Raw genomic sequence first — 19,720 nt, forward strand, 5'->3', positions numbered from 1 at the left:
CTCCGGGGGACTTCTTACGTAGCGTAAGGCCAAGGGTGTGACAAGGTCGGGGGCGCCCGTACGCCCTCGCGGAAGGTCCAGAAGGACAAACCTCGCCGCTCGGTCGCCGCGGCTCCAACGAGCCTTCGAGCTCCGCGTTCGAGCACGCTCCCGACGCCGACACGAATCCGTGACCACCGCGCCCACGCTCCCCCCAAAAAGCTGCCCGCCACCGTGGTCGCGCTCGGCTGGGTGGCGCTGCTGACCGATGCTGCGTCGGACAGGATCGACCCGCTCGTGTAAAGCATCGCCGAAGACCTCGAAGGCCTCCGCATGAGCCACCTGCCCACGCTCGTCGTATTCGTCGCGACCTACGCGCTGATCGCCTTTCGGCGCCTGTCCCTCCTGCCGATCGGGAGGCCCGCGGGCGCGCTCGCCGGGGCGTGCGCGATGGTCGTGCTCGCCTCGATCGAGCCGCGCTGGGGCATCGACGCGAAGGCCGCGTTCGCCGCGGTCGAGCCGAACACGATCGGGCTGTTGCTCGGGATGATGTTGCTCGCGGCGGCGCTCGCGGAGGCCGGGTTCTTCGAGATGGCCGCGTCGTTCTTGCTCGCGCGGAAGCCCTCGCCGGTGGGCCTCTTGTACGGCACGACGATCGCCTCGGGCGTGCTCTCGGCCGTGCTGGTGAACGATCCGGTCTGCGTGCTCTTCGCGCCCGTGGTGGATGCGACGGCGCGGCGGGCCGGCCTTCCCCGCGTGCCGTACCTGCTCGCGCTGGCGATGGGCGCGAACGCGGGCAGCGCGATGACGCTCGCGGGAAACCCGCAAAACATGCTCGTCGCGCACCTGTCGGGTCTGTCGTACCGGAGTTACTTGTTTCGCGCGGGGCCGGCCGGCTTCCTCGCGCTCCTGGTGACGGCCGCGACGCTCCACTTCCTCTTCCGGAAGAAGCTTCGGCCCACGAGCGCCGGGTCGATCGACGCGGACGCAAAGGTCGCGCCTCGATCTCGCAGCGAGCTCACGCTCGCGCTCGTCGTGATCCTGGGCGTCTCGATCGCCTTCCTCGCCGGCGCGAACCTCGCGTTCGCCGCGCTCACGGGCGCCGCCGCGCTCCTCGTCCTTCGAAGGCGTGATTCCGCGTCGCTCTTCTCGGACGTGACGTGGACCGTGCTCGTCTTCTTCGGCGCGCTCTTCATCGTGGCCGCCGCGTTCCAGCGCACGGGCCTCGTCGACGCGGCGCTCGCGGCGGCGCGGCCGTTCATCCCGGCGGAACGAGGCGCCGCGATGGCTGCGCTCTCCGCGATGTTCACGCTGGGCTGCCAGGTCGTGAGCAACGTCCCGTTCATCCTGCTCGCCGAGCCGATGATCCGCACGCTGCCCGATCCCACGCTCGCCTGGACCGTGACGGCCATGGCCACGACGCTCGCCGGCAACCTCACGCTGCTCGGCTCCGTCGCGAACATCATCGTCGTCGAGGCCGCGCACGCGGAAGACGAGATCGGCTTCGTCACGTACCTGCGCGCCGGTCTGCCCGTGACGATCGCCTCGATGGTCGTGGCGATCGGGTACCTGCTGCTCGCGGGTTAGTCCGTCGCCGACGAGAGCAGCGCGTTCAGGACGTGACGCGCGTAGCGCCCCTCGCTCTCGCTGAGCCCGTGGTTCGGATCGGTGACGCACGTCCAGAACACGGCGTTGATGACGGTCTGGAGCATGAGGCGCATCTTCGTGGCCTCGGGATCCATCGTCTCGGTGCAGATCGCGCGGGCGAGGTGGCCGAGCGCGCGCTCGACCTGGGTGTTCTCCTCCTCGCTCGCGAGACAAACGACGCCGAGCGACGACTCCTCCTCCGGCGCGAGGCGGAGCGGGAAGCACAGGATCCAGCGGTAGTGCCGCGCGAAGAGGCGGTGATGGTCCGGGCTCGGCTGGTAGATGATGCTCGTCGTCGCGTGCGCGTCGCGATGCCACGCCGCCGCGATGTTGAAGCGGAACGCATGGCCCGCGACGCCGCTGCCGCAGGTGAAACGCGCGGCCCAGGACTGCGGCCAGAACTGGCCGAACGCCGGGCAGAGCACGCGCAGGTTCGCGTCCCAGATCATGCCCATCCACGATCCGCGCTCCGAGAGCAGCCCGCTGCGCACGATCGGCGCGGTCTGCACGCCCCACGGCGAGGCGGTCGCGATCTTGTAGATCGAGTTGCCGACCGCCTCCGTGAGCTTCGCCGAGAGCGAGATGTTCGACAGGGGCTTGCCGCAGCAGCGCTCGAGCAATGCGCGCGCGGTCCACTTCGCGGCCTCGGGGTACTCCTTGCCGGTGCCGCCGGGGCGATACGCGAGCGAGTAGCGGTAGCCCACGATCGGCCCCGGGATCTTGAGCTCGACGTGCGCCTTGCCCACGATGAAGTGCGAGCGGCACCGCTCCTGCTCGAACTCGACGGGCTCCCAGCGCTCCTCGCCGAACTGCTCGTAGCAGCGCTCGACCATGGGATACGCGTCCTCGATCGTCGCGCCCGAGCTCTCCGCGAACACGAGCGCCAGCGTGAGGTGGTCGGACTCGAAGCGGACGACGTGCGAGCGGACGTCGTAGCCGTCGATCAAGTTGGGGTACCAACGATCGCGTTTTTCCAGCAGGTTGAGCTCGGCCTGCGTGAGCGCGACGGCGTTCGAGAGGTGGTAGCTCCACGTGAGGTACCGCTCGGTCTTGTCGGCGCCTTGCAGCATGAAGCGCACGCGCCCGCCGCCGAGCGGCTCTTCCTTCACCTCGCGGCGGCCGCGCCACGTGGTCGCGCGCGGCTCGGCCTGGACGTTGTTGTAGGGCGGTTCGAGCACGGCGATCGGCGTCTCGATGGGCGCCACGAAGTCGCGCAGCTCCACCTCGACGAGGGCGATGCCATCGTCCCCGACGCTCCAGATCCGGGTGTGCTCGCGGGCCTTCACGAAGCGCTCGGCCTGCGCGACGGGCTCCCAGTTCACCTCGAAGTACTTGCGCTTCGGCTCGAGCGCGTATTCGCCGGCCTCGCCGTCGCGCTCGTACACCTCGACGCTGACCGTGCTCGGGCTGAGCCGTACGACCGAGAACTGGTTGCCCACGGCGCCGGGGCGCTCGTGCGCGGCCGAGCCGAGCGATCCCGTGGAGATGATGACGAAGCGGCTTTTGAAGAGCTCGACGAGCTTCGAGCTCTCCTGGTGCGTGTGGCCGTGGAAGCCGATGCGGAAGCCCGCGGCGTAGAGGGTTCCGACGTCCTGCAGCGTAAGGTAATCGGGGCGCCCGCGTTCGCTGGTGAAGCCATGGTGCCAAACGGCGACGCGCAGCGTGTCCCGATCGAGGCCGTTCGCGAAGTCGCGAGCGGCGGAGACGGCGCGCGTCGAGATGCAGGCGCCGGTCCAGTACTTGTCGTTCCGGTGGCAGGAGTTGAAGCCGAAGAACGCGACCTTCTCCTGGGCGAAGACGTGCGCCGACCAGTGCTCGCGTTCGTTCGGATCGAGGAGATCGAAGGCGCGGCCGCGACCATCCAAGGACTCGCCGTAGAAGCGGTCGAAGAATCGCTGGACGTTCGCGAAGCGCTTGTTGTACTCCGCGCCCGCCCGCAGCTTGACGAGGTCGAGGTGTCCGTAGCGGCCCACGTCGATGCGCAGATCCGAGAGATCCGGCGAGCGCTTGAGCCGCTGCATCTCCTGCTCGAGGAGGTCGAAGTCGTGCGCGGTGCGCAGCGAGGTGACGCGCACGGGCTCGCCGATGTCGGCGCCCCAGTCGACGTCGTGGTTGCCCGGAACGAACACGACGCGCGCGCGCTCGCGGTTCACGACGAGCGGCAGGACGCGGTGCTCGGCGAACTCGAGCAGCTCGTCGTACTCCGCGACGCTCCCGCGCTGCGTGAGATCCCCGCTGACGACGACAAAGTCGAAGGGTGCCGGATGCAGCGTCCCCAGCGCTTGCGCCGGGTGCATCCACACGTCGTCGAGCGTTTGCCCGGGCTCCGTGACGTGAAGATCCGACAGGTGAAGGATGTACATTCGGTCCCAGCGCTACGTCGACGCGCGGACCGCTTCGGAAGTTCTAGCGGCCGCTCGCAGCGCGTCGCCTCGAGGTCGACGGGTTGGAGGATGGCACGGACTCGCGTTGTGTGTTCGGCGCGACGGAGCCGGAGAGAAGCTCCTTCGTGTAGCGGATGGCCTGCATGGCCACCGCTCGGTCGATGACGAAGGGTTCACGAACGAGGACCACTGCATCCTGAAACGCCGCTTCGCGAGGAGCAACAGCGACGGCCGGGGCGTGAGGTCGGTTCTTGGCGCTCATCGTTCATCTCCCAAAAGCCGATTTTTCAGATTTTCCAGGAAGCCCTGGCCCGGGTGCAAGAAAAGACTGCCGTGCGGGGGGCGTGGGAAGCAGCGTGGGGAAGGGCGAGGCGCGAAGGGTGCGCCGCGTTTGCCCCGGCACCGAGTGTGCGCGGCGCGATCGTCCCTCGGATCGCAGCAGCGTGACTCGCTCGGTCCCCAGCGGTCGGCATGCGCCAATCCTACACGATGTGCAGAAGAAGCAAGCCCGGCGCGTAGCGGTTTGTGCACGTTCGTGTCGCCCGAGGCGAACCCCCCGCCGTCCAGACTGCGGAATGTAATTTGCAGCATGAAGTTCCCTCGGCGCACCTAAAGCCCCACCTCCCAAACGGCAACAGGCTGGATCAACTTTTCTGCCGGGACGGGACGACGCAAGCACGAGTTGGTCGGTGGAGTTTCCACCCGAGACCCGGCGCGTCAAGCGTGCGGAGGAGGCGGGACCGGCTCGGCGAGCGGCGGCGCAGGCGCGGGACGGGAGCGCGCGAGGCGGGACGCGACGCGGTCGGCGACGACGTAAAACGCCGGCACCACGAGGAGGCTCAGGCCCGTGGAGATCACGAGGCCGCCGATGACCGCGATCGCCATGGGCGCGCGCACCTCGCTGCCCTCGCCGAGCGCGAGCGCCGAGGGGATCGCCGCCATCAGCGTCGCGATGGACGTCATCAGGATGGGCCGGAGACGAACCGGGCCCGCTTCGAGCATCGCGTCGAACGCGTTCTTGCCGTGGTTCCTGAGCTCCGTCGCGTAATCGACCAGGATGATCGAGTTTTTCTTCACGATCCCCATCAAGAGGACGATCCCGATCATGCTGAAGATGTTGAGCGTCTGCTTCATGAGGAGCAGCGCGAACGCAGCGCCCGCGACGGAGAGCGGGAGGATCGTCAACACGGTCACCGGGTGCAGGAACGAGTTGAACTGCGACGCGAGCACCATGTACGCGACGATGATCCCGAGGATCAGCGCGAAGACGAGGCCGCCCATGGACTCGCGGAACGCGACCGACGCGCCGCCGAGGACCACGTGGTAGCCAGTCGGTACGTCCTTGCCGAGCTTCTCCACGAGCGCGAGGGCCTCGCTCTGTGACTTGCCCGGCGCGACGTTGCCGAAGAGGGTGATCGCGCGCTCGCGATCGCGGCGCGTGATCGCCTGGAGCGCAGGCTGCTCCTCGTACTTCACGAGCGTCGAGAGCGGCACGAGCTCTCCCGTCTTCGCGCGGAGCTTGAGGCGCGAGAGGTCCTCGGGCCGCGAGCGCTGATCCGCGAGCAGGCGCATGCGCACGTCGACGCGTCGACCGCCCGCGCTGTACTTGCCCACGCGCGTGCCGCCGACGAGCGCGTTCAAGGTCGTCGCGATCTCCTCGACCGAGATGCCGAGATCCGCGGCGCGCTTTCGGTCGGGCACGATCCGTAGCTCGGGCATGCCGAGCTGGTAGTCGGAGTCGAGGTCGACGACGAGGCCTGCGGCCTGGAGCTCGGCCTTGATGCGCTCGCTGTGCGAAACGAGCTCACCCCACTCGGGTCCGCGGATCGAGAACTCGACCGGGAAGCCGCGCGACGCGGTGAAGCCCGACTGCGAGAGGTCCTGCACGATGGCGCGTACGCCCGGGATGGCGTTGAGCTCCTTGCGGAGGACGGCCGCGAACTCGTTTTGCGTCGCCTTGCGCTCGCCGCGCGGCTTGAGCGTCACGAAGATCATGCCGCTGTTCACGGCGCCCGTGCCGAAGCCGCCGACGACCACGAGCGTGCGCTGCACCTCGGGCGCGTTGTTCACGATGGCCTCGGCCTTCGACACGATCTTGTCGGTCTCGCGGATGTCGGAGCCGACGGCGGTCGTGAGCCGAACCATGAGGCGGCTCTGATCCTGCGAAGGGACGAACTCGCCGGGGAGCGCCTGGAACGCGAAGACCGCGCCGACGAAGAGGCCCACGGAGGCGACGAGGACGAGCGAGGGGAACTTGAGGCCCCGCGCGAGGAGCCAGCCGTAGCCGGCGGAGAGTTTGTCGAAGGCGTGATCGACGAAGACGCCGAGCTTGTTGCGGCCCTCGCGCGAGGTCGTGAGGAGCTGGGCGCAGCGCGCGGGCGCGAGCGTGATGGCCTCGACGTACGAGAGGGCGACGGCGATGCAGAGCGTCACGCCGAACTGGAGGAAGAAGCGCCCCATCACGCCTTCCATGAAGATGACGGGGATGAAGATCGCGATGACGGCGACCGTGGCGGCGAGCGCGGCGAAGGTGATCTCGGCCGTGCCCTCGCGCGCGGCGCGCACGCGATCCTTGCCCTGCTCGGCGTGCCGGAAGATGTTCTCGAGCACCATGATCGCGTCGTCGACGACGATACCGACGGCGAGCGAGAGGCCGAGGAGCGTGAAGGTGTTCAGCGTGAAGCCGAGGAAGTAGATCGCCGCGATCGTCCCGAGCAGGCTCATCGGGATCGCCAGGATCACGTTGAGCGTGCTGGAGAGCGAGCCGAGGAAGAGCCAGCAAACGAGGGCCGTGAGCGCGACCGCGAGGATGAGCTCGAGCTCGATCTCGTGGACGGACTGCTCGATGAAGCGCGTCGAGTCGAAGTTGATCTGGAGCTCCATGCCCTCGGGCAAGGTCTTCCGGATCTCGTCGAGCTGCCCCTTCACGCCGGTCGCGACGGCGACCGCGTTCGAGCCGCGCTGCTTCTTGATGCCCATGCCCTGCGCGGGCTGGCCGTTCACGCGCGACATGCGCCGCACGTCCTCGAAGCCGTCCTCGATGATCGCGACGTCCTCGATGTACGTCGGGACGCCTGCCTGCTCGCGCACGACGATGCGGCGGAGCGTGTCGAGGTCGAGCGCCTCGCCGAGGACACGCACGTTGACCTCGCGGCCCGTGGTCTCCAGGCGCCCCGCAGGCAGCTCCACGTGCTCGCGTCGCAGCGCCGCGATCACGTCCGTGACGGTGAGCGATTTGGCCGCGAGTTTGTCAGCGTCGAACCAGACGCGGACGTTGCGCTCGAGGTAGCCGCCCAGCATGACCTCACCGATCCCCGGCACGGTCTGGAGCTTCTCCTTGACGCGGTAGCGCGCGTAGTCGGAGAGGGTCTGCGGCGAGAATGGACCAGACAAACCGATCCACATGATCGGCTGGTCCTCGGGGTTCGACTTGGAGATGACGGGCGGGTCGATGTCGCGCGGCAAGCGCGACTGGGCCTGCGAGACCTTGGCCTGCACGTCCTGGAGCGCGGAGTCGACGTTGCGCGAGAGGTCGAGCTCGACCGTGATCGAGGCGCCGCCCTGGCGCGACGAGGAGGTGAGGGATTTGACGCCCTCGACCTGGACGACGGCCTCCTCGATCTGCTCGACGATGTCGTGCTCGACGGCCTCGGGCGCGGCGCCTTCCCAGGAGACGCTGACGTTGATGGTCGGGAAGTCGACGTCGGGGAACTGGCTGATGCCGATGCGCGTCGCGGCGACGATGCCGAAGACGATCGTCGCGAGCATCATCATCCACGCAAGGACGGGCTTGCGAAGGCACGCTTCGGTCAGGTTCATGGCGCGCTCCCTCCCTTCGAAGGCGCGCCGACGCCCTCCGAAGGCGCGCTCGTGGCCGCCGGCGGCGCGGCCGCGCTGGGCGCCCCGGGCGGACCTTTGCCCGGCCCTTGGCCCGGCGGCGCGACGCGCACCGTGGTGCCGTCCCGCAGAGGTTCGGCCCCGCGGATGACGAGCATCTCGCCGGGCTTCAGGCCTTTGCGCACCTCGACGCGGCCGTCGGCCGTGCGCATGCCGAGCGCGAGCACGCGCTCGTGCGCGACGTTGTTCTCCACGACGAACGCGAGGAAGCCTTTTTCACTCGGGCGAATCGCGGTCTGCGGGATGACGGGGGAGTTCTCGGTCGCGCCGACGGGCACCGTGACGTCGGCGAACGCGCCGGGCCGGAGCGCGTCTTTTTTCTCGTCCGCGACCTCGGCGACGATCGGGACCATGCGCGTCGCCGGATCCGCGGCGTCCGCGACGAGCGTGATCTTCGCGGAGAAGTCGTGCTCGATGCCCGTCACCTTGAACGAGACGTTCATCCCGGCCTGGAGGCGCGGCGCGTCGGCCTCGGGGACCGGGAAACGGAGCAGCAACGGATCGCGGCGAAGGACCGTGCCGAGCACCGTGCCGGGCTGGACGAACTGTCCGGTCTGCACGGTGCGCGTCTGCATCTTGCCCTCGATGGGCGCTCGCACATACGCGTCGCGCAGGTTCAGGTTCGCCTCGTCGAGCGTGGCGCGGGCCTCGGCGACCTGCGCCGCCCCGGTGCGCGCGCGCGTCCGCCAGCCGTCGACGTCCTCCTTCGAGAAGACGCCCGCGCCGTCGGCGCCCGCTTTTTCGCGGCGTTCGAGGTTCTGCTGGGCCTCGGCCGCGGAGGCCTGCGCGCGCTCGAGCGTGGCCTTGGCGCTGCGGACGGCGAGGTTGAAGCGGGCCGGGTCGATCTCGACGAGGACCTGTCCCTTCTTGACGACGTCGCCCTCGGCGAAGCGGACGTGCTCGATCACGCCGGAGACACGCGCCGTGACCTGCACGCGCTCGTAGGCGTCGACGGTGCCGACCGCGGTGACGGTGTACTCGACGCGTTCGCCGGAGACGGGCGCGAGCTCGACGGGGAACGCCATCTTCCCCTTGCCGCCCGCGGGAGGGCCCGCGCCCTCGTCCTTCTTCGAGCAGCCAAAAAGCACGAGCGCGAGGAGCGTGACGCCGAGGAAGAGCCAGGCCGAGAGCCTTCGGGGTGTTGCGAGAAGAGGCATGATCACGGGGCCGATGGAGCGAGGACCACGGCCCCTGCGGGGCTGTTCGTGGTCATCCACTTGGTGAGCGAGTCGTACCATTTCGTAACATCGCCCTGCCCGTCATCGGTGCCGGACAGGGGATCGATATGGGTGAGCTTGACGATGTCGAGCACGACGAACGCGTCGGGATCCGTGCGGGGTTTGCCCGCGAGGGGGCGGTCCGGTCCGATGGCTACGTTCTGAACGAGAGCGCGCAGCGGGTCGAGGGCGGCGGTGTCGCCGACGAGGCCCGCGACGGCCGCGAAGATCGGGAGGTCCATGGAAGCGCCGTGAATCGCGCGCATTCCGTAGGTCGCGCGGGGCCAGTCACCGTCCTTCAGGACGAGCGTGGCCGCGGCCTGGGCATCGAGCGAGAGGCGCGCCGGGAAATACCACTCGGCGAAATCGAGCGAGGGTCCCTCGAACCAGGAGCGCGAAATGTCGTCCAGGGAGGTGTGCTCGCGCGGGCTCTTGGCGTCGTACTCCACCCAATTGTACGTGGCCGTAGGATCGGAGGGCTGGACGAGCTTGGTGCCGAAGAGGCTGTCGTACTCGGCGAGCGCGCCGCCCTTGCTCTCGCCGCAGGAGACGGCCGCGAAGGAGACGCCGTTCGAGGAATCGTCCATGGCAAACCCCATGGCCGCGCGGTTCGTCATGCGCGGGACCTCGGTGAGCGAGAGCAGCGTGAGGAAGGCGTTGTCCCGGTACGGATCCTCGGTGATCGCGGTCGGCGACCACATCGCGCGCATGCCGGCGATCGCGGCGACGGGGTAGACCTTGAGGCCGAGCAAGGGGAGCGCGATGTAACGCGTGGTCTTGCGGATCGTCTCGAGGCCCGGCGTGAGGTAGGCGTTTGGGTCCTGGGACGAACCTTTCAGGTAGTCGTCCTCGGTGATCTTCGGGGCCAAGGCGCCCTCTTGCCGCGCGACGCCGTCGACGAGGACGAGGCCCGCGAGCTCGTCGTAGCCGGGTGTGCCGTCGAAGTCCCAGGCCGCGTACTCCTCGGCGATCGTGGCGCCGAGCGAGTGGCCGACGAGGAAGACGCGCGCCTTGCGCTCCTCGGGCGCGACGATCTCGACGACGCGGCGGAGGTCGCCGATCGTGGTGTCGAGCCCCCACTCGGAGGCGTAATCGACCGAGGCCTGATCGACGAAGCCGGGGAAGGTCTTGCCCTCGACGGCCTCCTCCTCGAAGTAGTAACGCTTGGCGATCTCGGGGTCCTTGCGGACCTCGGCGACGTCGTGGCCGTGATGGTCCTCGAGCAAGTTCGAGCGTCGATCGATGGCCCAGGCCTCGAAGGGCTCGCCCGCCTTGGACCTGCGCACGATGGCGCGCGCCATCGCGTCGTAGCTGCTGGCGCCGCCGAGGAAGCCGGGCATGAGGACGGCAACGGCGCGGGCAGGCGCCGGCGGATCGGCGTCGATGCGGTACCGGACGATGCGGACGGCGTTGAGCTCGGCGGGCGTCGTGCTGCCCGTCAGGGGGTTCGGCGGCGGCGTGACGCCGGGGACGAGGAAGATGTCGCGGCGGATCCGCACGGGTCCCTCCTCGACGACGGTCGAGCTCGGAGGCGGCGCATAAGGCGCAGGCGGGACGGGCACCTCGGCAGGATCGGAGCAGGCGACGAGGAGGGAGGCGCTCGCGAGGGCGAGCACCGAGGGAGGCATGCGGCGGAAGGGCATGCGCCATCATAAGGAAGGCGGGGTTCGTGGGGAGGGTTTCGCCCGGTTTCCGACGCCGATGGATCGCGGGATCAGGGGCCCGTCGTCTGGGTCTCGGCGAACGCGAGGGCCTCGGCGATCGAAGCCTCGTCGCCCTCGGCCGCGAGCGCCGCTTGCAGCGCGGTCTTCGTGTCGGGCGCGGCCGTGAGGTCGACGGCGATGCGCAACCGGCGCACATGCTCGGGGTCCTGCGAGGCGGCGAGGGCGACGAACGCGGCGGCGCGATCGACGACGGGCGCGTCGGGGCTCTCGGCGACGCGAAGCAGCTCCTCGGCGGGGACGGGCGAGGTGCGCATGCCCTCGTGCGCGCCCGAGCCGATCGCCCGGAGCGCGCGCGCCCAGGCGTCGTACGTCCTGCCGCCGCGGACGAGGGCGTCGGGCGCGCGGGCGGGGCGGCGCGCGCGTTCGGCCTCGATGGTGCAGCGAATCAAGCTGAGGAGGGCGTCTCGCTCGGCCCAGCGCTCCTTGAAGATGCTGGTGGCGAAATCGACGGCGCGGCCGGAGCGGAGGACGATGTTGATGCCGGGGTTGCGAAAGTAAAACCCGTCGGAGGTCTCGACGTAGGCGACGTCGCGATAGGGGATGAAGCGAGCGCGGACCCAGACGAGCAAGAGGCCATCCTCGCCGACGACGAGCTTGCGCGGAAAAAGGAGGACGACGAGGACGGCGAGGACGAGCGCGGCCCAGAGCGTGGCGCCCCAGAGCCCCTCACGCGTGAGCCCGCGCGCGAGGGCCGCGACGGCGACGCCGAGCAGGAGGCCGAGCCACGGGAGGAGCGGCGAAGGCAAGGAGAAGATGGGGCGCTCGTCGGGAGCGCGGCCGAGATCCCGGAGCAGGACTTCGCGGGAGGGCAGGCCCGTCGGGGAAGAGCGTGCGGGGCGCGCGCTGCTCGTTTTCGGCCGGCTCATTCGCCGGGCATGATGACATAAGTGACCCCATGCTTCGGGCCCGGGCCCCTTCCTTGATCCTCGCCACCCTCGCGTCGCTCGGCCTCGCCGCCGAAACGCGCGCCGAGAGCGGGGTCCGCCTGCGTTGGTCCGCGCCCGAGGGGTGTCCCACGGCCGAGGCGATCTCGGCCCAGGTGGATCGGTTGCTCGGCGGACGAACCTCGCCGTCGGGAGCGCCGCTCGACGTCAGCGCCGAGGTGAAGCGCGACCCGGCGGGGCGCTATCGGGTTCGGCTGGAGACACGGAGCGAGGAGGGACCACGGACGCGCGAGGTCGCGGCGTCGTCGTGTGAGGCGCTCGGCGAGGCGGCGGCGTTGATCATCGCGATGATGATCGAGCCCGACGTGATCGCCGGGCCCCCGCCGGAGTCCCCCCCACCTCCCGAACCTCAACGCGTTGCACCTCCGCCCTCCCCCCCACGACCCGAACCTCAACGCGTTCCACCTCCAGAGGTCCCCCCCACGACCCGAACCTCAACGCGTTCCACCTCCGAGGGTCCCCCCCACGACCCGAACCTCAACACGTTGAGGGTTCGAAGGTCCCCCCCACGACCCGAACCTCAACGCGTTGAGGTTCCGAAGGTCCCTCTGTCGACTCCCTCACCATCGCCACCTCCGCCTCCACCGATGGCCCTCTTCGCGCGCGCCCTCGCCGACGCTGGCTCCTTCCCCGCGCCGACGCTCGCCTTCGGCGCCGCGCTCTCCCTCTTCGTCGGCCGGTACCGCCTCGAAGCTGGCATCTCCTACCTCCCGACCCGCACCTTCCCCTTGCCGAACCTCGGCAGCGCCACCGGCGACATCGACCTCCTCCTCGCCCACGTCGGCGCGTGTGCCGCCTTCTTCCAGCGCCCTCCTTTCGAGCTCGGCCCCTGCGCCTCCTTCGAGGCCGGCCGCATCCAGAGCTCCAGCGCGGGCGTCGCCTCCCCGGGCGAGGGCGCCGCCCCCTGGCTCGCCCTCTCCGCCGGTGGACGTTTCGGCTGGACGTTCGCGCGGCCCGTCTCCCTCGTCGTCGGCCTCGGCGCCGCCGTCCCCATCGTCCACCCGGACCTCATCGTCTCGGGCCTCGGCACCGTGCACCGCGCCTCGCCCGTCGTCGGACGGGCCGAGCTCGGCGTCGAGGTGCGGTTCTGAGATTTTCGATCACGGACCTCGAGGGTGCCGGCCACCAAGGACACGCTTGCCTCCTTCCGCTTCCTTCCACGCCACCCTCCCCTCGCCGCTCGCCCCCGAGCCCACGGCCGCGGCGCGCCCGGAGGATGCGGGCGATGGGGTGGTCGTGCCCTCCTTCGAAGTCGTCTACGAGGAGCATTTCGATCTCGTCTTCCGCAACGTCCGGAGGCTCGGCGTCCCCGAGGCGCTCGTCGACGACGCCGTGCAGGAGGTCTTCCTCGTCGTGTATCGCCGCCTCGGCCAGTTCGAGGGCCGCTCCTCGCTGAAGACGTGGATCTGCTCCATCGTCACCCGCGTCGCGAGCGACCACCGGCGCGCCCTCCGGCGCAAGAGCCCCCACGCCTGCGGGAAAGCCGAGGCCATCGACGTCGATTCAGTGCCCGACGAGCGCGCGGAGGGCCCGCACGAGCATACCGTTCGGCTCGAAGGTGCGCGCCTCTTGCACAAGCTGCTCGACGAGCTCGAATTCGACAAGCGCACCGTGCTCGTGCTCGCCGAGCTCGAGCAGATGACGGCCCCCGAGATCGCGGACGCGCTCGGGGAGAACGTGAACACCATTTACGCGCGCCTGCGGGCGGCGCGGCGCGATTTCGAGCAAGCAGTGGCCCGGGAGCGGGCCCGCGATACGTGGAGGCTCCGATGAGCGAGCTCGGCCCTGAAGCGCGGGCCATCCTTCTTGCAGGACGCGACGGGGACGACCCCTCGCCCGCCGATCGCGCCCGCGTGCGCCGCGGGCTCGCGGCCGCCATTGCCGCAGGCGGAGCCGCGTCCGTCGGGGGAGAGAGCGTCGCCGACGGCGCGACGAGGAAGCTCGGCGAGGCCGCCTCCGCGACGAACATTGCCGGTGCCGCCAAGGCCGGCGCCGTGTTTTCCCTCGGCGGCCTCGCGTGGAAAGGAATGCTCGCGTTGATCGTGGGCGGCGCCGCCTCCGCGGTGGCGATCCTCGGGCCCACGGAGGCCCGCGTGGAGGCGCCCCCCGCGGCGACGCACCTCGAAGCCCCCGCTCCGCTCGGCCAAACGCCGCCCGCGCAAATGCCTGTGGAGGTGCAGCCGCAGGCGGTTCTCCCGACAAACGAGCCTCCGCCTCCGCCCGCGCCCGCGCACCCGAGCGCGGCGGCGGTGAATGCTCCTTCCAAGCGGCCGGCGGCGCCCGTCGCGACGAACGAGCCTCCGCCCGCGGACACCTTGCTCGCCGAGACGAAGCGCCTCCGCGCGGCGCACGGCGCCATGCAAGGCGGCGATCCGGAGCAGGCCTTGCATCTGCTCGACGAGACGTCGGCGGGCGCGGAAGGGCAATCGATGCGCGCCGAGCGGACCGCGGCGCGCGCGCTCGCACTTTGCAAGCTCGGCCGCGTCGCCGAGGGTCGCGCCGAGGCCGCCCGATTCCTCGCGGAGAGCCCCGGCTCGCCGCTCGCCGATCGCGTGCGGAAGGCCTGCCCCGCGAGCCCTTAACATTTCCTCACGGATCGGCGGACGTCCGGCCACGAAGCCAGACGAAGACACGCGCCGCCGCGCCGCACGTCCTTTGCGGGGACGAACGGACGCGCGCGCCCATTCCTCCACGAGAAAGACGTCAAGACCATGAAGAACTTTCGTGCTTCCTTCCTCAAGGCTCTCCTCCCCCTCGGCGCCCTCCTCGCGATCACGCCCTTCGCCGCGTGTATCGGTCCCGTCGTCATCGGCGGTGACGGCCAGTGCAATGCCGACTCCGACTGCGCGCCCGGCCAGTTCTGCGTGAACGGTGCTTGCGTCGTGCAGAACGACGGCCCCCAGCCCGAGGTCTGCAACGGCATCGACGACGACCTCGACGGCCAGATCGACGCGAGCGGCAACGGACCCGTCATTTGCCCCGACGGGACCGTCTGCGTGAATGGCATGTGCGGCGGCCAGACGCAGTGTAACCCGATGGTGACCTGTCCGCCGAACAGCTATTGCGACGAGTTCGGCATGTGCGTGCCGGTGCCCGTGTGCAGCGCCCTGCCCGAGCAGTGCGACGGCATCGACAACGATTGCGACGGCGTCGTCGACAACCCCACGCCCGGCGCGATCCTCTGCCCGAACGGCGGCGCCTGCACGAACGGCGCCTGCGTGGCCGTGCAATGCATGACCGACGCCGAGTGCCCGGCCGGCCAGCTCTGCAACCCGATGGTCGGCTTCTGCCTCCCGGGCGGCTGCGTCCCGGCGCCCGAGTCCTGCAACGGCCTCGACGACGATTGCAACGGCATCCCCGACAACAACGCGTTCTGCGCCGACGGCACCGCGTGCGTCAATGGCCAGTGCGGCGGCATGTGCTCGCCCACGCCGGAGCTCTGCGACGGCTACGACAACGACTGCGACGGCCAGATCGACGAGCCCACGCCCGGCGCGGTCCTCTGCCCGAACGGCGGCACGTGCGTCAACGGCATGTGCGCGACCTGGATGTGCATGACCGACGCCGATTGCCCCGCCGGCCACGTCTGCGATCCGGCGACGGGGACGTGCGTGAATCCGAACGGCTGCATCCCGCAGGCCGAGGCCTGCAACGGCGTCGACGACAATTGCAACGGCACGGTCGACGAGAACACGATCTGCGCCGACGGCACGTTGTGCGTCAATGGCCAGTGCGGCGGCATGTGCCTCGCCAAGCCCGAGTACTGCAACAACCTCGACGACGATTGCGACGGCCAGATCGACGAGGTCGATCCGGGCCAGGTCCTCCTCTGCCCGAACGGCGGCACCTGCATCATGGGCTCGTGCCTGTCGCAGCCCTGCCAGATCAACGCCGACTGCCCGGTCGGCCAACTCTGCACGCCGAACGGGGTTTGCACGCCCGGCGGCTGCGTCCCCAGCAACGAGAAGTGCGACGGCATCGACAACGACTGCGACGGCGTGGTCGACGAAGCCACCCCGGGCTCCTTGTTCTGCCCCGCGCCGCAGATCTGCCTGAATGGCAACTGCACGATCCAGCAATGCGCGAGCAACGCCGATTGCCCGGCGGGCACGACCTGCCAGAACGGCCTCTGCAAGTGACGCCCCGCCGCGCCCGTCGGCCCTGACGAGCCCGACGGGCGCGGCTTCCCACGGCCCCTGGCACATGCGCTGCTACGCCCACACTCGAAAGGAGTGCGCATGGCCACACAGACGCAGCAGCAAAAGCAGACGGGTGCCCCGAACCTCGAATACGACATCGTCGCCGAGATGCACGAGTTGCTACAGGGGAACTCCGCGCTCGAACAATACATCCAGGATGCACGCCAGGCCGGGGATCAGGACGCCGAGCGCTGCTTCCAGCAAATCCACGACCAGAACAAGCAAAACGTCACGACGCTCCGCACGCTGCTCGCCAAGCACATTCAGGGCACCAAGCCCTCGTGACGCGGGCGATGCCCGCCCGGGACCGCGCCGTTCGTCCGTCCCGTTGCAATTTTCGCACGGCTCCGTGACGAACACGAGAACGGCGTGGCGAACGGGCGGCCCATGGTATCGTCGTTCGGCGGCCGCACCCTTTATGCGGTCGCCACGGCGACCATGTCCTTCTCCTCCCCCCAGGAATCCTCGAAAGGCCGCGCCGCGCGGAGGTCTCGCGTGCTCGCCTGGCTCGGCGTGGCCCTCGCGGCCGCCGCAGCGATCCCCGTCGGCTGCTCGCTCGGGAACCTCTCGCCCGACGCGTGCGGGCAGAGCGGCGAATGCGCGGCGCTCTTCGGCGCCGGCAGCGAGTGCGTGGACGGGTTCTGCACCGATCCGGTGAAATGCGAGGACGACGCCGACTGCACCGCCGGCGCGTGCCGGGGCGGGTACTGCGCCGTCGGCTCGTGCGAGGGCGCCGTGTCCGGCCGTCCCTGCTTTGCTTGCGCGCCCGAGACGCGCGCCGAGTTCCTCAACGCGTGCACGAACGCCACGTGCGTGCCTTTCGACAAGGCGCGCGTCACCAAGCTCTTGCCCGACGGCACGCTGCCCCCCGTCCCCTGACCTTCGCGAGGAACCGATGCGCTTGCGCCATTCTCTCTCGTTTTTCCTCGCCGCGGCGGCCGGCCTTTTGCTCGCCGCGCCCGCGGAGGCTGGGCCCTGCAGCGCCTTGCCGAACCCCGTCTACATCAATGGCGGCGGCGGCATCTTCATCGAGAACCTCGGCCGCGTCCTCTCGTCGCAGGGCATCACGCTCATTTACAAGCGGCAAGGCTCCTGCCTCGCGGTCGATTCGATCGTGAACGGCACGCCGCTCGTGGGCACCGAGGCCGCGGGCACCGGCGGCATGTACTGGGACACGAGCAGCGAATACGCCTGCGACTTCGACGTCGACGGCAACGTCGCCGACGTGGGGATCTCCGACGTCTTTCCCTCCACCTGCTCCAGCCTGCCGAACGGCCTGCCGCAGGACGTCGGCGATTACCTCGGCCCCGTCGAGGCCTATGGGTTCGCCGTGCCGCGCCCGTCCGCGCAGGAATCGATCAGCCGCGAGGCTGCCTATTTCGTCTTCGGCTTCGGCGCCGAATCCGGCGTCGAGCCCTGGACCGACCCCACGGCCATTTTCACCCGCGGCGAGGGCAGCGGCACGCAGCAAATGCTCGCCGTGGCCACGGGCGTGCCCGTCGACCGCTGGAAAGGCACGCAGGCCTCGTCGAGCGCGGACATCGTCAGCAAACTCGCGAATGCGCCGGACAAGGAAAAGGCGATCGGCATCCTCGCGTCCGAAGTGGCCATCGAGAACGACCTCACGGTGAAGCTGCTCGCCTACCAGGACACGGGCCAAACGTGCGGCTATTACATGGACTCGACGCCGACGGCCCGCGACAAGGCAAACGTGCGGGATGGCCATTACACCGTCTGGGGGCCCTTCCACGTCCTGACGAAGCTCGATCAGGACGGGTATCCGCGGAGCGCAGTCGCGGCCGACATCGTCTCCTATGCGATTGGCACGAAAGACCCGCCGGGGCTCGACCTCGTCCAGGTGCTGGCGGCGGCCGGCATCGTGCCCGAGTGCGCGATGCGCGTCACGCGAACCGCGGAGATGGGCCCGCTCTCCTCCTTCCAGCCCCCTCGCTCCTGCGGCTGCTACTTCGACGCGCTCACGCAGGGCACGACCTCCTGCGCGCCGTGCACCACGAGCATCGACTGCCCCGCGAGCGCGCCGGCGTGCAACTACAACCACTGCGAGGTCCAGTAGCCCCCCGCGCGTCCTGGAGGTCGGCTCCCCCACCACTCGTCCCCGGAGGTCGAGGCGGCCGGCGTTTTTTTTCCGGTCGGCGAATATTTTTTCGTCACATCCGCGCGCAGCGGGAACTCTCTCCTTGGGGGGCTGGGAGGCCGGACGTTCGGCCCGGCCCGGGGCTTTTGTTCTTCCGAGGAGATTTCGCCATGATCACTGGGCACATCGGCGCAGGTCAGTACATCCTTTTCCAGCGCGATCCGCGCGTTCCGAGCGCGCCGCTGCTCGAGGTCGGGCGCCTCGTGGTCACGGCGCCCGACGGCGAGACCCGCTACGAGCACTGGTTCCTGTACACGAGCGCAGCCGTCGGCTCCGGCTACGCCGTGTACGTCCGCCCGTCGAGCTCGTTCCTGGGCATGCCTGTGGGGCTGTCGTTCCGGGGCACGGGCGCGCCGCCGGCCGACTTCGACGTGAACGACTACCTCGCCCGGCTGACGCTCTCGACGGGCTGCGGCATCGAGTACATCAAGGCACGTTGCGACCGGCTCGCCTCGAATAACACCGGGAGCATCTCCGCCGCGATGCCGAGCCTGCCGCAGCAGGTCGACCTCGGCATCTACGACATCACCCAGGGCAACCGGCGCGTCGGCGTGCTCGTCGTGACGCCCGTCGCCGGCGGCACCCTGGAGACGTGGCACCTGTTCGACCGCGTCATGACGAACACGCTGACCAACAACCTCAACGAAGCGCCCTACAGCGTCCCTGACGCGAACCTCGGTGGGACGTACGCGCTCACCTACCTCGGCGCCGTGCGCACGCCGGATCTCTCGGGCCGCGCCGTCGTGACGGTGAACGCGCATTGCGCCGTGGCCGCGTAGACTTCTTTCGCGCCCGTAGGGACCCGTCGAGCCTGGGCCAACACTTCTAGGCACACGGTATCCTTGCTTCGAGAGCGCGAATACGTTCCTACTTGACGAGCCTCCGTCATTTCGACCACGATGAATTTCGGTGGGCGCCCGCGAGAGCCATGAAGGGCGCCTACGAACATCGTCTTTGCGCGGAGGTTTCCTTGAATCATCGATTCAGCTTGCTCGGCACGATCGTGGTCATGATGGGCGTCGCGACGGGTTGCGGCGCGAATGATGCCACGTTCGAGGACGACGACGTCGCGGAGGCGGAGCTCGCGCAGGTCGACCTCGGCCTCGAGTGGCGCTCCTATACCGTCACCTACGACAACAACGCGACGTTCGGCACGATCCTCGCGACCGGCCCCAACGTGAGCGGCGCATTCAGGCCGAACCGGGAGTACTGGTACGTCAACGCCAGCAATCTGCAATATCTCGGCACCGAGGACCTGCATTTCTCGCATACGGACGGGACCGGCACGCCGCCCTCGTACAGCGGCACGCAGGAGTTCAACCTTCCCCGCATCGCGAGCTGGACCTCGCTCGGAACAGATACGAGCTCGGGCAACCGTTACACGTCCGGGAACCTGGATTTGCGCATTTTTACGAGCTCGGGCGCCATCTCGCAGGTCATCTGGTACCAAACCTTCACGCCCGGCTCGGTGGGGCCGAGCAACGTGACGCCGAACGGGACGTTCACGACCAACTCGGGCGCCGTGACCCCCGGCACCGGCCAGGTCACCTACAAGGTGGATCAAACCCCCTGAT

At 69.3% G+C, this 19,720-nt stretch carries 15 protein-coding genes; 10 read left to right on the forward strand and 5 right to left on the reverse strand.

What is annotated here, in order from left to right; genetic code table 11:
• Window positions 1–312 precede the first annotated feature (312 nt).
• Entirely contained in the window at window positions 313–1,566 is a 1,254-nt protein-coding gene (locus QHF85_RS30135) for an SLC13 family permease (RefSeq protein ID WP_281330810.1), read from the forward strand.
• Here the strand turns inward: QHF85_RS30135 and QHF85_RS30140 are convergent.
• The 5 genes from QHF85_RS30140 to QHF85_RS30160 form a co-directional block, all read right to left on the reverse strand.
• Window positions 1,563–3,989, reverse strand: a complete 2,427-nt coding sequence (locus tag QHF85_RS30140; protein WP_281330811.1) for a metallophosphoesterase — start codon at window positions 3,987–3,989, stop codon at window positions 1,563–1,565. The two genes, QHF85_RS30135 and QHF85_RS30140, sit on opposite strands and share 4 nt — an antisense overlap.
• Before the next feature lie 738 nt (window positions 3,990–4,727).
• Window positions 4,728–7,829 carry an efflux RND transporter permease subunit gene (locus QHF85_RS30145; protein ID WP_281330812.1) on the reverse strand — a complete coding sequence of 1,034 codons (3,102 nt, stop codon included), beginning with the start codon at window positions 7,827–7,829 and terminating at the stop codon, window positions 4,728–4,730.
• Entirely contained in the window at window positions 7,826–9,064 is a 1,239-nt protein-coding gene (locus QHF85_RS30150; RefSeq protein WP_281330866.1) for an efflux RND transporter periplasmic adaptor subunit, read from the reverse strand. The genes QHF85_RS30145 and QHF85_RS30150 overlap by 4 nt, the downstream gene beginning before the upstream one ends.
• A gap of 2 nt (window positions 9,065–9,066) precedes the next feature.
• The gene (locus tag QHF85_RS30155; protein ID WP_281330813.1) at window positions 9,067–10,767 is read right to left on the reverse strand and encodes an alpha/beta fold hydrolase; all 1,701 of its coding nucleotides are present in this window, start codon (window positions 10,765–10,767) and stop codon (window positions 9,067–9,069) included.
• A 71-nt stretch (window positions 10,768–10,838) separates the two neighbouring features.
• On the reverse strand, window positions 10,839–11,714 hold the full coding sequence (locus tag QHF85_RS30160; protein WP_281330814.1) for a hypothetical protein: 876 nt from the start codon (window positions 11,712–11,714) through the stop codon (window positions 10,839–10,841).
• Between the two features lie 665 nt (window positions 11,715–12,379).
• Between QHF85_RS30160 and QHF85_RS30165 the strand changes: the two genes are divergently transcribed.
• From QHF85_RS30165 to QHF85_RS30205, 9 genes are all read left to right on the forward strand, one after another.
• Window positions 12,380–12,883 (forward strand): hypothetical protein, encoded by a 504-nt coding sequence (locus QHF85_RS30165; protein WP_281330815.1) that lies wholly within the window; start codon window positions 12,380–12,382, stop codon window positions 12,881–12,883.
• Between the two features lie 46 nt (window positions 12,884–12,929).
• Window positions 12,930–13,565: a sigma-70 family RNA polymerase sigma factor gene (locus tag QHF85_RS30170; protein ID WP_281330816.1), complete on the forward strand. Its 636-nt coding sequence runs from the start codon at window positions 12,930–12,932 to the stop codon at window positions 13,563–13,565.
• Window positions 13,562–14,374, forward strand: coding sequence for a hypothetical protein (locus QHF85_RS30175; RefSeq protein ID WP_281330817.1), 813 nt, complete (start codon window positions 13,562–13,564; stop codon window positions 14,372–14,374). The genes QHF85_RS30170 and QHF85_RS30175 overlap by 4 nt, the downstream gene beginning before the upstream one ends.
• Window positions 14,375–14,503: 129 nt before the next feature.
• Window positions 14,504–15,931 (forward strand): MopE-related protein, encoded by a 1,428-nt coding sequence (locus QHF85_RS30180; RefSeq protein ID WP_281330818.1) that lies wholly within the window; start codon window positions 14,504–14,506, stop codon window positions 15,929–15,931.
• A 99-nt stretch (window positions 15,932–16,030) separates the two neighbouring features.
• The gene (locus QHF85_RS30185) at window positions 16,031–16,276 is read left to right on the forward strand and encodes a hypothetical protein (protein WP_281330819.1); all 246 of its coding nucleotides are present in this window, start codon (window positions 16,031–16,033) and stop codon (window positions 16,274–16,276) included.
• A gap of 210 nt (window positions 16,277–16,486) precedes the next feature.
• Window positions 16,487–16,870 carry a hypothetical protein gene (locus QHF85_RS30190; RefSeq protein WP_281330820.1) on the forward strand — a complete coding sequence of 128 codons (384 nt, stop codon included), beginning with the start codon at window positions 16,487–16,489 and terminating at the stop codon, window positions 16,868–16,870.
• Window positions 16,871–16,892: 22 nt separating this feature from the next.
• Window positions 16,893–18,065, forward strand: a complete 1,173-nt coding sequence (locus QHF85_RS30195; RefSeq protein WP_281330821.1) for a hypothetical protein — start codon at window positions 16,893–16,895, stop codon at window positions 18,063–18,065.
• Between the two features lie 191 nt (window positions 18,066–18,256).
• Window positions 18,257–18,925 carry a hypothetical protein gene (locus QHF85_RS30200; protein WP_281330822.1) on the forward strand — a complete coding sequence of 223 codons (669 nt, stop codon included), beginning with the start codon at window positions 18,257–18,259 and terminating at the stop codon, window positions 18,923–18,925.
• 191 nt (window positions 18,926–19,116) lie between these two features.
• Window positions 19,117–19,719, forward strand: a complete 603-nt coding sequence (locus QHF85_RS30205; protein WP_281330823.1) for a hypothetical protein — start codon at window positions 19,117–19,119, stop codon at window positions 19,717–19,719.
• Window position 19,720 lies beyond the last annotated feature (1 nt).

This window comes from Polyangium sp. 6x1, assembly GCF_029946515.1.
Classification (GTDB): Bacteria; Myxococcota_A; Polyangia; order Polyangiales; family Polyangiaceae; genus Polyangium.